Source organism: Mangrovimicrobium sediminis (assembly GCF_004745945.1).
In the GTDB taxonomy this organism is placed as follows: Bacteria; Pseudomonadota; Gammaproteobacteria; order Pseudomonadales; family Halieaceae; genus Mangrovimicrobium; species Mangrovimicrobium sediminis.
The window spans coordinates 144,015-157,860 of sequence record NZ_SRLE01000002.1 but is presented as its reverse complement, the minus strand read 5'-3'; the positions used below and the strand labels follow the sequence as shown (position 1 = coordinate 157,860).

Here is a 13,846-nt window from a genome sequence, read left to right as displayed (position 1 = left end):
AGGGAGAAACGCCCACGCCATGATCAGTGAGCAACTGGACTTCGCCGGCCGCGTGGCTATTGTCACCGGCGGCGGCACCGGCATCGGCTATGCCACGGCACTACAGCTGGCGCGACTCGGCGCCAGTGTGGTGGTGGCCAGCCGCGGTGCCGAGGAACTCCAGACCGCCGCGCAGCGCATTGCCGACCGCAGCGGCCAGCGCTGCCTGGCGGTGCCCACCGACGTCAAGGACGAGGACGCCGTCGTGCAGCTGGTTCAGCGCACGGTGGAATCTTTCGGCCGCGTGGACATTCTCATCAACAATGCCGGCGGCACCCGCATGGGGCCGCTGGAACACATTCCCAGCCGCGGCTGGGACAGTATCTTCGAACTCAACGTGCGCTCCGCCTACGTCGCCACCCGCGAGGCGGGCAGGCACATGATGGCGCAGCGCTGCGGCGCTATCGTCAATGTCTCCTCCAACGCCGGCATCACCGGCGTGAAGGGCGGGGCGCACTACGCCTCGGCCAAGTCGGCGCTGCAGATGTTCACCACGGTGACCGCCGCCGAATGGGGGCGCTACGGCATCCGTGCCAACTGCGTGGCCGCGGGCATGATCGCCTCACCGCGCGCGGCCGCCGCCTGGGATGCCGCCGGCCTCGATGCCGACGACATGGGCGCCGGCATTCCCCTGGGCCGCCCCGGCACGCCGGACGAGATGGCCAACATGATCGTGTTCCTGGCCAGCGACGCCGCCTCCTATATCACCGGCCAGACCATCGCGGTCAACGGCGGGCCGGCCCTCGGCGGCATCGACCTGGATGCGGTGCCGGCCATGGCCGCCGGCTGAGGGCCTCGCTTGGACCTGTCCTACGACCCGCCCGCGAGTTTCCGCCACGCCATTATCCAGTTGCACGACACCGTCGCCGCCGAGGTCGGCAGCGACGACTTCGGCCCGCCCGACTACCTGGCGGGCCTGACCGCCCTGCTGCAATCCATGGACTACGACCCCCACTTCACCGGGCAGGGCCGCCGCGTGGCCTGGGGTATGGTGGTGGGTGTACTCAAGGGCCGCGCACAGGCCTACAAGGCGATGCGCGAAAACCCCGGCTTCGACGCACACCCCATCGTCGCCCCGGTGGTGATTACCGGCATCCCGCGCAGCGGCACCACCGCCCTGCACCGGCTGATGGCGGTGGACCCGCGCTTCCAGGGCCTGCAGACCTGGCTGCTGGACTCACCCATGCCGCGCCCGCCCGTCGATACCTGGGCCGAGTACCCGGAGTTCCGCAAGAGTGTCGAAGTGATCGAGGCGCGCTACGCCGCGGCGCCGGGCAAGCGCGCCGCGCACCATATCGCCGCGGAGGAGGTCCACGAGTGCTGCATGCTGCTGCGCCAGTCTTTCGTCTCCAACCTGTGGAGCTGCGGCTGGTCCGCTCCCAGCTACGACGCCTGGTGGCAGTGCCAGGACGAGCGCGCCGCCTACGACTACTACCACCGCTGCGTGCAACTGATCGGCAGCAGCGCGCCGGACACCCGCTGGCTGCTGAAAAACCCCGGGCATGTCGAGCACCTGGACCTGCTGTTCGCGGTGTTCCCGGATGCGAAGGTGATCCAGACCCACCGCGACCCGGCGAAGTGCATTCCCTCGCTGGTCTCGCTGCTGATGCAGTTGCACCCGATGCTGGAAGACCCGGCGCGCGGTGCGCAGCGTGGCGAGATCATGCTGCGCCGGGAAGTGGCCAAGTGGGCCAATGCCCTGCGCAAGGCCGACCGCGTGCGCGCGGACCACCCCGGCCAGGTGCTGGATGTGGTGCACGCGGACTTCCACCGCGAGCCGATGGCCGTGCTGGAACGCATCTACGCCTTCATCGATATGGACATCCCCGACGCCACCCGCGCCGCGCTGGCGCAGCGCATCGAGGAAAAGCCCGAGTTGCAACACGGCGTGCACCGCTACGACATTGCCGACTACGCCATCACCGAGGCCGAGGCACGCGCGCCCTACGGCGACTACCTCGAGCGCTTCGACCTGCTGGAGACCCGCCCATGAAGGCAGCCATCTATCCGGGCGGCGGCCAGCCGCTGACCATCGAGACCCTGCCCGACCCGCAGCCCGGGCCCAACGAGGTGCTGATCGAAGTGCACCGCTGCGGCATCTGCGGCACCGACCTGTCGATGACCAAGGGCGAGGCCTGGGACTACGGCAGCAACGTGCAGCTGGGCCACGAGTACGCGGGCAGGGTCATCGAGGTGGGCAGCAAGGTCAGCGACTACAAAGTCGGCGACAGTATCGCGGTACTGCCCTCCGCCGCCTGCGGCGAGTGCGCCGCCTGCCGCAGCCACGGCAACGTGATCCTGTGCCAGTCGCGCATCGGCTCGGCAATGTTCGGCTTTTCCGAACTGGCGGCGGTGCCCGTGGCCGCCGCCACACGCCTGCCGTCCACCCTGTCCATGGCCGACGGCGCCCTGGTGGAACCACTGGCGGTAAGCCTCTATGGCGTGCGCCTGGCCCACATCACCCCCGGCGACCCGGTGCTGGTACTGGGTGGCGGCACAGTGGCGCTGTACGCCATCTACTGGGCGCGGCGCCTGGGCGCGGGGCGCATCGTCGCCATGTCGCGCTCGCCGCGACGCGAGGCGCTGGCCCTGGCCATGGGCGCGGACAAGTTCATCGCCTACGGCGACAACGAGGTGGCGGAAGTACAGGAGGCCCTAGGCGGCGCGCCGACATTGGTGCTCGAATGTGTCGGTGCCGAGGGCATGCTGTCCAAGGCGGTCAACCACGTGGCGCCGTTCGGCAAGGTGATGTCGCTGGGCTTCTGCATGGCGCCCGACCCGGTGATCCCCGCCATCGCCTCCTACAAGTGCGCCTCGCTACAATTCGCCGTGGGCTACAGCCTGCGCGAGTTCCTGTACATCGCCGAACAGATGGACAAGGGCCACTGCGACCCGAAGGCGATCATCTCCAGCGAGGTGTCGCTGGATGAACTGCCCGATGCCTTCGCCGCGCTGCGCGGGCCGAATACGGATACCAAGGTGCATGTCTGTTGTAGTCACGACTGCTAGACTACCCACACCCCGCCACTGGCATGAGGTCATAACAACAATGAACAAGCCATTCCGGACGACCCTACTGGCGCTTCTGCTCGGTGCCATCACAGCCTGCACCACCACCGAGCCGCCCGCGCAAACCCACGACGGCCTGGTACTGCAGCCGGACACCCGCTTCCAGTTCGTCTACCTGCTCCCGGATGCCGAACTGGATGCCTACACCACGTTCGGCCTCGCCGATTGCAGCGTGGCCTTCCGCAAGAACTGGCTGCGCGACCAGAACAGCAGCCGGCTGGACCTCGGCAGCCGGGTCACGCAGAAGGACGTCGACCGCATCAAGGACGCCCTGGGCGCGATGTGCACGGAGCAAATGCGTGAAGCGCTGCAGGCTCCGCCGCCCTATACGCTGGTCGACGAGTTTGAGGAGGGCGAGGCGGTGCTGATCATACGCCCGGCCATCATCAACCTCGATATCAATGCGCCGGACACCATGAGCGCGGGCCGGAGCCGCAGCTACACCACCTCGGCCGGTGAGATGACCCTGGTGATCGAGCTGCTCGACGGCACTACCGGCCAGGTGCTGGCACGCGTCGCCGACCGCCGGCGCGGCAGCGACTTCGGCACCATGCAATGGACCAACAGCGTCACCAACCGGGCGGACGCCAATCGCGCCCTGAAACGCTGGGCGGGCATGATGCGCGAGGGGCTGGACAAGGTGGTGGGGCGCTGAGCCGGGGTAAGCAAGAATGGGCCGGGAGCCATCATCAGCGGGGGACCGAATCGAGATGAAACCGACTGTGGTAAGCTACCTGATCTGAACGTCGCCTACTCCGGAATAAGCATAAATGACAGGGGAGGAAAGCATGCCAGTGCCACACAGCGCATCCTCGCGAACCGCCCCGTCCGGGCTGCCGGACCCGTTCCTGCCTATGCTGTCGACGCCCTCCCACGAACCGGAGTGCCCGGCCTCCGCGGAGGCGGGCAACCAGCGCTCGCGGCGCGCGTCCATACTCGCCATGACCCGCAAGCTGCTCGCCAGCAGCACGCAGAAGGGGCTGACCGTGCGCGAAATCGCCGCGGCCTGCGGCACATCCGTGCAGACCATTCACAATAACTTCGGCTCGCGCCACGCGTTGCTCGCCTGCGCCATCAATGAACACACCACCGCCCTGGACCGCAATGCGTTCAGCGCCACGCCGGGACCCGCGATGTTCCTCAACATCGGCAAGTTGTACCACCAGTGCGCGGTGGAAACCCCGGCCTTCCTGCACGAGATGGTCACCGCCGCGTTTTCCGACAAGTGGCAGCTAATGCCATTGCTACAGCCGCACAGCACGCGGCACAAGGCGACATTCATACGCCACATGAGCGAGCAGCGCCTGCTGCGCGATTACGTCGACCCGGAGCGGTTGGCGTCACAGATCACGCGCATCAACACCATCAGTATCTTCGACTGGTCACAGCACGGCGACACCGACGAGTTGCACAGCCAGATCATGGACGGTGTGACGCTGCTGTTGCTGGGGGCGCTGAGAAAGGAATTCGTGCCCTCGGTGGAGGCCTGGCTGGCGGCGGAGCGCGCGCAGCCGCCGGCAAACTGATCGCCAGCGGCCCGCAGAAACCAGCTCAGCGCGCTGCCGAGGCGACCTCCTCGACGAGGTAAACCTGCATATTGTCGCGGTCGAACAGGTTCGCCTCATCCGCGGCGATAACGTCGCCAATGGCCGGGTCGGACAGCGCGGCGACCATCTTCTCGTAGTTCTCCCGCGTGGAGAACGTCAGCTCGGTGATCACGTCGAAGGGCGGCGCGTCCTCCGCCTTGTTCTCCAGATGACCCGTTTCGTAGTCCTGCTCGTCGGCGAGGAAATTCCTGCGGTACTCGGTATAAAACGGCAGCAATTTCTCGATCAATGGCGCGTGGTTTTCCTCGTAGTACTGCTTGAACTGCGCGCGCGTGAGATCGGCTCGGCGCGGCAACAGGCATATTATTTTCATGGGCTCTCCCTCGGGGGCATCGGTATCCCGGACGGCGTTGCCGGCAACGCCGCCAGTCTAGTAGCGGTAGGTCAACTCTACCTGTACGGTGCGCGGCAGGTCCACGGAGCTGGCCTGGTCCGCCAACCGGCCCTGCGCCTCACCGGTGCCGAAGCCGGTACCGGTGATATCGTAAGCGCCGGTGACGATGAACTCGTCGGTGAGGTTCTTGCCGATGACTGCCACTTCCCAGGCATCGTTGTCCAGGCGCAGGCGCGCCGAGGCATCGACGCGGTAGTAGCTGTCCCGCTGCGACAGCGGCGAGCCAAAGCCCGATGCGTAGTAGTCGTCCACGTACTTGGCCTGCACCAGCAGGGCGAGGCTGCGTCCGGCGCCGAGTTCCCAGTCGTAGGCGACGGCCGCAGAGGCGGTCCACTCGGGCGCATTGGCCAGGGCCTGGCCGCCGAGATCCTGGAACGGCGCACCTCCGGGGCCGGTCAGCACGCATCCTGCAGCGGCGGTCTGGCCGATATAACAGGGGCCGAGGAATTCCTCGTACTCGGCGCTGTTGTAGTTCAGCGTACCGTGCAGGTTCAGTCCCGGCAGCGCGTTGGGCGCGTAGGTCGCCTCGAACTCAATCCCCTCGGTCACGGCGGAGCCGGCGTTGGTGGTGACGAAAGACACGTTTGCCGCGTTGTAGAAGTCCAGTTGCAGGTCCTCGTACTCGTAGCGGTAGGCGATGACATTGAGGCTGAGCTGGCGGTCGAGCAACGTCGCCTTGAGGCCGCCCTCGAAACCCTCCGCCGTCTCCTCGTCGAAGGACAGGCCGCCGGGGGGCGTGGTCGGGGTGAGGATCGAGTTGTTGGAAAAGCCCCCGGACTTGAAGCCGGTCTTGTAGGCCGCGTAGAGCATGAGGTCCGGTGTCATCTTCCAGGAGACCGTTGCCTCGGGCGACCAGTCGGAAAAGCTCTGGTCGTCACGCACGAACTGATCCGGCACCCAGACATTGGTGACCGCGGGATTGACGTAGGGCTGCACAAAATAGGATTTCTTGGTTTCGTCCGTGTAGCGCGCACCAGCGGTTATCTCGATGTCGTCGCCGAGTTCGAAAATGCCCTGGAAATACAGCGCCAGCGTGTCGTCGTCAGTTTCCGAATCCTTGTCGAAGGTGACGTACCGGTTCCTGTCCTCCGCGGTGTTCTCCAGCCCGGCGATGAGCACGATATCCTGGTGGTGGCGCTCGGTCTGCTGGTAATACCCGCCGACCAGGAAGTTGAGCGGGCCGTCGAACTGGGTGAGGCCACGCAGCTCTGCAGAGTAGGCGTCGAAGGTCGATTTGTAAGTGGCGTAGCCGGGGACGACGTTCTCGTAGAAGTACTCCTGGATCGCCTCGTAGTCGTTTTCCTGGTAGTTCAGCACCAGGTTGAGGGACAGGCGATCGATACCGTCGTAGTCGGTGTTCAGGTTGAAGGCGTAGGAATCGTAATCCTCGTACAGGTCGCTGCCCTTGGCGTAGGGGAAGTTGTTGCCGATCTGTGCGGGCAATGCGTTCTGGTAGGTCTTGTAATCGTCCTTCGGGCAGGCGATACCCGGGTTGGAGAAAAACGTCGGCTCGGGACACTGCACGATCACGTTGGCCGTCATAGAGCCCTGGCTGCGCTCCGAGACGTAGGCTTTGAGGGTGGAGCTGAGATCGTCGGAGGGGTCCCACTTCAGGGTCAGGCGGCCGAACAGCTCTTCCTCCTTCGGCTGGTCGCGGGCCGCACCGGGAAAGGTGTAGACATTGGTCTGGCTGGTGGCCACGTCGAAGAACTCCGCGTCCACCGGTTCCGCCAGGTTTTCCGACAGGCCCGCGTTGCTCTTGCGGCCCAGTATCGCCAGGCGTGCACCCAGGGTATCGGTCAACGGGCCGGAGACCATCATTTCGCCGAGCACGGTTTCCAGCTCGAACTCGTAGCCGCCGCGGGCCTTGAATTCCAGCTCCTCGCCGGGATCGGCGGTCTGGATGGAGATCACGCCGGCGGTGGCGTTCTTGCCGAAGAACAGCGCCTGCGGCCCCTTCAGCACCTCCACCGAGCGTGCGTCGAACAGGCCTTCGTTGATCGTCCGGCCCTGGCCGTAGTACGCGCCATCGACAATCACCGCCACCGACTGCTCGATACCCACGCTGGAGAAGGGCGAGCCGATACCGCGCAGCGTCAGCGAGGCGCCTGAGCCGAAGGGAGCACGGGTGACCACCAGCTGCGGCGTATACGCCGCGACACGCTCCAGGCTGGTCAGGTCCATATTGTCGATCTGTTCACCGCTAAGCGCGGTGATCGACACCGGAATATCCTCCAGTCGCTCGGCGCGCTTGCGTGCGGTGACCACCACCTCTTCCAGCCCACCCTGGGCACCGGCGTCCGCCTGGGCGTGGGCAATGCCGGGCACAACCGGCAGCGCCAATGCCAGTAGCAGGCCTGTGTGGAGCGCTGTCCGGGCGACAGGCTTATTCAAAGTGTCCGCAGTGTTGTTTTTTATTTTCATTGTTGTATCCCTCGCCGGCGCGGGTCGATACCCCCGCGCAGGCCGCTGTGAGTAGTCAGGGTTGGAAGACCGGCATCACTGCTGCCGGGCGCAGCAGGATGACCGGGATGTCGCGCTCGCCCGCCGCAGCCTGGTAATCCGCATAGGGCGGGAATACGCCGCACATGTAGTCCCAGACGGCGGCTTTCTCCGTGCCCTGCGCCTCGCGCCAGTGGCCGCGAAAGCACTGCCCGCCGACCTGGAAGCGCACCTCCTCCATCTCGCGCAGGTTCAGGTACCAGGCCGGATGAGACGTCGAGCCTGCCTTGGAGGCAATCACGACCCATTCACCGCCATGGAAGCCGTAAATCAGCGGTACGAGCAGCGGACGACCGCTCTTGCGGCCGATCGTCTGTAATAACAGCGTGGGCAACAGGCGCTCTACTCCGGTGTGCGAGACGTCGACGATATGGCCTTCGCGGCCGCCGCTGTCGAGGTAGGCCGCCATGTGGTCGCGAACGAAATCGCGCGAGCGGCTCAGCAGGCTTTCGGATCCTTCAAACGCCATGGGATTTCCCTTGCGGACTGCGATAAATCATGGGGAACGATGCTATGGAGGGGTGCCATGGGAGGCCAGAGCTACCGCGACAGGCTTTTTGAAGAATTCGGCAAAGCTACAAATAATGTGGTGCGAAAGATCGCCCTGCGCGCTGTTCCAGGTGCCGTGGCCGGCGTAGAGTCGAAGCTCGCCGCCGGGACAGGCAGACGGTTCCAGCCTGCACCAGAACAAACAGCCAGAGGGAACACGCATGGCCACTTGTATTTTCATTGCGCTGACCAACGCTGTCCCCGGCAGGGACGCCGCGTTCAACGAGTGGTATGACCGGCATCACCTCGCCAACGTACTGGACTGCCCGGGCATTACCTCGGCGCGGCGCTACGACGTTCAGCAATTCACCGGCAACCGGGCACAGCACCGCTATGTCGCTGTCTACGGCGTGGATCACCCCGATCCGGTGAGCGCCGTGGAGGAGGTCTTCCGGCGCTTCAACGAGGGTGAGATGCAGGCCACCGACGCGATGGCTGACGATTTTGTCGCCCTGCTGTGCACCGAACAGGGCGGGCGGGACTGACGCTGCGGATACATATCCGGCAGAAGCGTCCGATTGCGGACAGCGCGTTTACCAGCGCCGACGCCGCTGGCAGCCGCGCACCCGCTCGCGCAACTCCTGCGCACGCGCCTCGGCGCTCACGGCAGGCGTGTCCGCCGGCAGGTGCTCGCGCAGGTCGGCGAACTTCACGCGCCGCAGGGTCGGTGTCGGCTGGCTGTCGCAGTCGTACCAGCGGCCGTAGATCGTGCCCTCGGTAAAACCCGCTGGGTCCAGCCAGTTGGGGACACCCGGGTCCTCCAGCGAGATCACCGCGCGAAACCTGCCATCGCTGCTCAAGCGCGCGAAGTGGCCGTTAGTACTGGACAGGCGGTACACGTACTCGACCGCATTGAAGTAGGGGTCGTTAAGCTGGAAGTTCCAGTAGGGGCGCACCGCGGGCAGGTCTGTTTCCAGGATCAACGCCTCGTCCGGCGCAAACTCGAACACCGCCGGCAGGTAGATCTGCTTGGACAGCGCGCCGCCCAGGGGCATGGGCTGGAACACGTTGACGCCGACGCTCTCGCGCACCTGGTTCTGCATCCAGTAAAACAGTTTTGTCGCCGCCACCGGCATCGCCGCCATCTGGCGGATGCGCTGCAGGATGTCCTCCGGCGACAGGCGCGGCTTGGGCGGCACCGGGTCCAGGCACTCGATGGCGAGGTTGGCGTCCTCCTCCCCGGCCCAGTCGTAGCTGCGCTGGCGCACCATCAGCACCGTGGCGCCGGGCTTGATCTGCAGCCAGTTGCCGGCGTGGCCGGCGGGGCGCTCGCTACCCAGCAGGATTTCGAATTCGCCATCGTCGCCGATGAGCAGGTCGCGGTCGTCGAGGTCGGCGTAGAACTCGCCGGTCATGTCCACCTCGCCGGGCAGCCCCGGCAGGTTGGACTGGGTGTTGAAGGCCAGCATCTTCACCGTGCCGCGGCTGCCGCTGACCCGGTAGCGGTGGTCGCTGCTCACCGGCGCGTACAGGTAGATGTCGTCCGGGTTCGGTTGCAGGGTGTACACCGGGTTCCACAGCGGCGCCCAGTCCGGGTGGGCGGGGTCGGCGTGGAAGAAGGCGAAGTAGCCGTAGGAAAACTGCATCATGATCTGGCGATAGACGTCCGCGCGGTAGGCCGGGTCGTCCGGGCGCCAGGTATTGGCGATCTCGTCCACCGCCAGTTGCAGGTCCTCGAGGTAATCGAACACCGGGGCGATCTCCGTCATCGGCTCAGGTCCTGGGCACGCTGTCGAAAAAGCCCATGCCCACGTCGGTGGCGTACAGGTACTCGAGGTAGTGCCCGAGTTCCGGCACCGCCACGAAACAGACCTCCACCAGCGGGTTGACGTTGTGGTGGGGAATCTCGAACTGCTGCGCCGCGGCGTTGGCCTGGATCGCATCCCACTGGACCTGGTTCTGTACCAGGTAGCCGAGGTGATGGTGGCGGATGACGAAGCCGTCGGCGACCGGCAGGTGGCCGGTGAAGATCTCCGCCCCGGGGCCGCTGGCGCAGATGATCTCGTACATCAGCGTGCCCACCCAGGCGAACTTCGCCTCGATCTGGCCGCCGCCGGGGGTCTCGCCCGCCAGCGTGGCGAACTCGCGGATGCCGAGGCGGCGCTGGAACAGTTCGCAGGCCTGGGCCATGTCATTGGTGACGTAGGCCATCTGGAAATGCTCGAGTTGCAGCAGGCCGGTGCCGGCGTCGAAGTCCGACGGCGGGCGGTCGAGTCTGTAGGGCATGGGTTCACTCCGCGCGGCACCCTGGCGGTGCGCCGCTTGTACGATGGTTATTCTGTCGAATTGATAGTAGGCGCTATCTACAGGCCTGACAAGCCCGCGCGGCGCACGCCCCTTCGCCCGGTGAAAAGGCTATACTCGGGAAAAAATCGATAACAGCCCGCAAGGTGGCAGCCATGCTCAAGTCCGTCAGTCTGCGTGATTACATGTTGACCAACCCGGTCAAGGTCAAACCCGACGACACGATCAACGAGGCGATGAAAGTCATCCTCGACAACAAGATCTCCGGCGTCTGCGTGATCGACGACGCCGGCAACCTGGTCGGCATCCTCTCCGAGATGGACTGCCTGCGTGCGGTGCTCGCCGCCGCCTACGACAACACCGGCGCCGGCCTGGTGCGCGACTACATGGCCTCGGACAACCTGGTGGTGGCGCACCCGGACGAGGACATCGTCGACGTCGCCCAGGACATGCTGGCCAAGAACAAGCGCCGCCGCCCGGTAGTGGAGAACGGCAAACTGGTGGGGCAGGTCACCTGCCGCTGCCTGCTCGGCGCGGTGCGCAAGTTCCAGCAATAATCCGTCCCCGGGCGAGCGGTACCCGCACGAAAGCCTTTCCCGGGCGCGACCGTGTGTCCGGACAATTCTGATTTTAGTAAACAACATCGTTGACTTAACCGTCGATATTTCGCCGTCCTTGGCGCATACTTCCTGAAAAGGGCGGCCACAGTCGCCCGCGATGGCCATCAAGACAATAACAAGCGGGTCGCCATGGAACTCAATACAGAACACATCAAGCCCCTGATCGGCAGCCGGATTCACGCCAGCCGCGCCGATTTCGCCAACCCCGAATTCGCCGCCGCCTGCCGCGAACTGCTGGACGAGCGCATCGTGCTGCTGTTCCCCGGCATCGGGCTGGACGACGACGAACAACTGGCCTTCACCGACCTGTTCGGCGAGCGGGTGAATTTTGTCAAGCAGGCCCCGGGCGGCGAGGCCGCCGCGCGGGACGTGTACAAGATCACCCTGGACCCGAAGATCAACAACGCCCCCGAGTACGTGCTGGGCACCTTCTTCTGGCATATGGATGGCGTGATGGAAACCTTCCCGCCGCCGCTGGCCTCGCTGCTCACCGCGCGCAGCGTCGCGCCCAGGGGCGGCCAGACCGAATTCTGCAACCTGTACGCCGCCTACGAGCACCTGCCCGACGCGGACAAGGCGGAACTCGAGGGACTGCGTGTACACCACTCGGTGTTCGCCAGCATCCGCGGCGTACTGGAACTGGACGTCACCCCGGCGGACTGGCAGGGCATTAGCAAGAGCAACGACCACCCCCTGGTGTGGACCCACGAGGATGGCCGCAAGTCGCTGCTGGTGGGCACCACCGCGGAGCGCGTGCTGGACATGCCGCTGGCGGAGGGCCGCGCCCTGCTCGTGCGCCTGCTGGAATGGGCGGCGCAGCCGGACTTCAGCTACCGCCACGAGTGGGCCGAGGGCGACTTCGTGGTGTGGAAGAACAGCGGCGCCCTGCACCGCGTGATTCCCTACGATCGCAACTCCGGCCGCACCATGCACCGCACCTCGGTACTCGGCACGGAAGCCATTCGCTGACACACCGCGGCGGACGCGCGCAGCCTGCGCCGTCCGCCGCTGGCCACCCACAGTCATCCATCGCAACCACTGCCCTGGCGGAGACCCCAACATGGCGAGCAAAGTCTACCAACGCGTCCTCGAACTGCTTGAAGCGGAGGGCATACGCCACCTGTTCGGCATCCCGGACCCCAGCTTCTTCCACATGTTCGTCACCGCCGAGGAGCGCGGCTGGCAGGTGATCGCACCGCACCACGAGGAGGCCGGCGCGTTCATGGCCGAGGCCATGTGGCGCATGACCGGCACGCCGGGCGTGATCGTCGGCAACCAGGGCCCGGGCGTGGCCAACCTGGTACCGGCGGCGATAAACGCGGCCAAGGAAAATGCCCCGGTGATTTTCATCGGCGGCCAGCGCGCGCAGATCGCCGCGCGCCGGGTGCGCCGCGGGCGCATCCAGTACACGCCGCAGTACCGCTACTTTGAAGAGGCGATGAAGTGGGTGGCGGTGATCGAGTACCCGGAACAGACCGACGAGATCATCCGCGAGGCCTTCCGCCAGGCGCTCACCGGCCGGCCCGGCCCGGTGTATATCGAGATTCCCATGAACACCATGCAGGCGGAACAGGACTTTCCCCCTGCCCTGCCACCCGCCGACTACCGCGTGCTGCACCAGCCCGCGGATGCCGGCGCCATCGCCCAGGCCGCGGCGCTGCTGCGCGCGGCGCAAAACCCCATCCTGCTGGTCGGCCAGGGCGCATTCACCGCCCGCGCCCACGATGCCATCGCCGCGCTGGCGGACAACCTGCAGTGCCCGGTCATCCACACCTACCCGGTGAGTTCCTTCCCGCCCGGGGCCGAGGAGCGCACCTTCCCCTGCGGCTTCTCCCCCGCCGGGGCGCAGGCGGTCTCCGGCTCCGACCTGGTCGTCGCCATCGGCACCGAGATCGGCGAGCCGGTACAGCACGGCGTCGGCGGCCACTGGGAGAAGGGCGACGCCGCGCGCAAGTGGATATACATCGAGTGCGATCCGCTGGCCTTCGGCGTCAACCGCCATATCGATGTGCCGATCCTCGCCGACCTGCGCGACGCCGTGCCGCAACTGACCGCGGCACTGGCGGACACGCCGCGCCAGCGCAGCGCGGAGGTGGAGCGCCTTATCGAACTGCACCGCCAGTTCCGCGCCGATTGCGAGGCCGAAGCGCCGCGCGGCAGCCAGCCGGTGCACCCGGCGCGGCTGATGCTGGAGGCCACCCGTGCCCTGCCGGAGGACGCGGTATTCGTGCGCGACGGCGGGGCCACCAGCATCTACACCTGGACCTACGCCCAGGTCACCCCACGCGACTCCATCTGGAACCAGAACTTCGGCCACCTGGGCACCGGCCTGCCCTACGCCATCGGCGCGCAGCTGGCGGTGGGCAACGAGCGCCGCGTGGTGCTGGTATCCGGCGACTCAGCCTTCCTGTTCCACACCTCGGAACTGGAAACCGCGGTGCGCAAGAACCTGCCGGTGATCTGCATCGTCTCCGCTGACTACGCCTGGGGCGTGGAGGTGCGCGGCTACCGCGGCATGCTCGGCGAGGGCACGCCGGAAACCGAGGCCCACTGGGGCAAGCAGCTGCGCCTGGACAAGGTCGCCGAGGGCTACGGCGCCCACGGCGAGTTCGTGGAGCGCGAGGAGGACATCGGCCCGGCGGTGCAGCGCGCCCTGGCCAGCGGCCGCCCGGCGGTGATCCAGATCCCGGTGGACGGCACCGCCAACGCCCGCGACGTGCCCGGGCACGAGGAATACTCGACCTGGTACAACGACTTCTGGTACTGAGCGCGGGCGCCCCACGCGCCCGCACCCAGCTCTCTACCCGGCGCTACCTGCACCC

The 13,846-nt window shown here is 66.2% G+C and carries 14 protein-coding genes; 9 read left to right on the top strand and 5 right to left on the bottom strand.

What is annotated here, in order from left to right; all coding sequences use genetic code 11:
- Positions 1-19: 19 nt before the first annotated feature.
- From E4634_RS02295 to E4634_RS02275, 5 genes are all read left to right on the top strand, one after another.
- Positions 20-829, top strand: a complete 810-nt coding sequence (locus E4634_RS02295) for an SDR family NAD(P)-dependent oxidoreductase (protein WP_135440982.1) — start codon at positions 20-22, stop codon at positions 827-829.
- Between the two features lie 9 nt (positions 830-838).
- Positions 839-2,032, top strand: coding sequence for a sulfotransferase family protein (locus E4634_RS02290; RefSeq protein WP_135440981.1), 1,194 nt, complete (start codon positions 839-841; stop codon positions 2,030-2,032).
- Positions 2,029-3,048, top strand: a complete 1,020-nt coding sequence (locus E4634_RS02285) for an alcohol dehydrogenase catalytic domain-containing protein (protein WP_135440980.1) — start codon at positions 2,029-2,031, stop codon at positions 3,046-3,048. Before E4634_RS02290 ends, E4634_RS02285 begins: the two co-directional genes overlap by 4 nt.
- Positions 3,049-3,088: 40 nt before the next feature.
- The gene (locus E4634_RS02280; protein WP_167854733.1) at positions 3,089-3,763 is read left to right on the top strand and encodes a DUF3313 family protein; all 675 of its coding nucleotides are present in this window, start codon (positions 3,089-3,091) and stop codon (positions 3,761-3,763) included.
- 133 nt (positions 3,764-3,896) lie between these two features.
- Positions 3,897-4,634, top strand: coding sequence for a TetR/AcrR family transcriptional regulator (locus E4634_RS02275; protein WP_167854732.1), 738 nt, complete (start codon positions 3,897-3,899; stop codon positions 4,632-4,634).
- 25 nt (positions 4,635-4,659) lie between these two features.
- On the opposite strand, the gene E4634_RS02270 is transcribed toward E4634_RS02275, so the two are convergent.
- From E4634_RS02270 to E4634_RS02260, 3 genes are all read right to left on the bottom strand, one after another.
- Positions 4,660-5,028 (bottom strand): EthD domain-containing protein, encoded by a 369-nt coding sequence (locus tag E4634_RS02270; protein WP_135440977.1) that lies wholly within the window; start codon positions 5,026-5,028, stop codon positions 4,660-4,662.
- A 57-nt stretch (positions 5,029-5,085) separates the two neighbouring features.
- Positions 5,086-7,452 (bottom strand): TonB-dependent receptor, encoded by a 2,367-nt coding sequence (locus E4634_RS02265; protein ID WP_167854731.1) that lies wholly within the window; start codon positions 7,450-7,452, stop codon positions 5,086-5,088.
- Positions 7,453-7,588: 136 nt separating this feature from the next.
- Positions 7,589-8,080 carry a nitroreductase/quinone reductase family protein gene (locus E4634_RS02260; RefSeq protein ID WP_135440975.1) on the bottom strand — a complete coding sequence of 164 codons (492 nt, stop codon included), beginning with the start codon at positions 8,078-8,080 and terminating at the stop codon, positions 7,589-7,591.
- Positions 8,081-8,321: 241 nt separating this feature from the next.
- On the opposite strand from E4634_RS02260, the gene E4634_RS02255 reads away from it, so the two are divergent.
- Complete coding sequence (locus E4634_RS02255; RefSeq protein ID WP_135440974.1) at positions 8,322-8,645, top strand: DUF4286 family protein; 324 nt, start codon at positions 8,322-8,324, stop codon at positions 8,643-8,645.
- 48 nt (positions 8,646-8,693) lie between these two features.
- Here E4634_RS02255 and E4634_RS02250 read toward each other — a convergent pair whose 3' ends face one another.
- Together E4634_RS02250 and E4634_RS02245 are read right to left on the bottom strand one after the other, a co-directional pair.
- Complete coding sequence (locus E4634_RS02250) at positions 8,694-9,869, bottom strand: DUF1214 domain-containing protein (protein ID WP_135440973.1); 1,176 nt, start codon at positions 9,867-9,869, stop codon at positions 8,694-8,696.
- Positions 9,870-9,873: 4 nt separating this feature from the next.
- Complete coding sequence (locus E4634_RS02245; protein ID WP_135440972.1) at positions 9,874-10,386, bottom strand: hypothetical protein; 513 nt, start codon at positions 10,384-10,386, stop codon at positions 9,874-9,876.
- A gap of 173 nt (positions 10,387-10,559) precedes the next feature.
- Here E4634_RS02245 and E4634_RS02240 point away from each other — a divergent pair, with 173 nt between their 5' ends.
- From E4634_RS02240 to E4634_RS02230, 3 genes are all read left to right on the top strand, one after another.
- On the top strand, positions 10,560-10,961 hold the full coding sequence (locus E4634_RS02240; protein ID WP_240725049.1) for a CBS domain-containing protein: 402 nt from the start codon (positions 10,560-10,562) through the stop codon (positions 10,959-10,961).
- Between the two features lie 192 nt (positions 10,962-11,153).
- Entirely contained in the window at positions 11,154-11,993 is an 840-nt protein-coding gene (locus E4634_RS02235; RefSeq protein WP_135440971.1) for a TauD/TfdA dioxygenase family protein, read from the top strand.
- 91 nt (positions 11,994-12,084) lie between these two features.
- On the top strand, positions 12,085-13,791 hold the full coding sequence (locus E4634_RS02230) for a thiamine pyrophosphate-binding protein (RefSeq protein ID WP_135440970.1): 1,707 nt from the start codon (positions 12,085-12,087) through the stop codon (positions 13,789-13,791).
- The last annotated feature ends 55 nt before the right edge of the window (positions 13,792-13,846 follow it).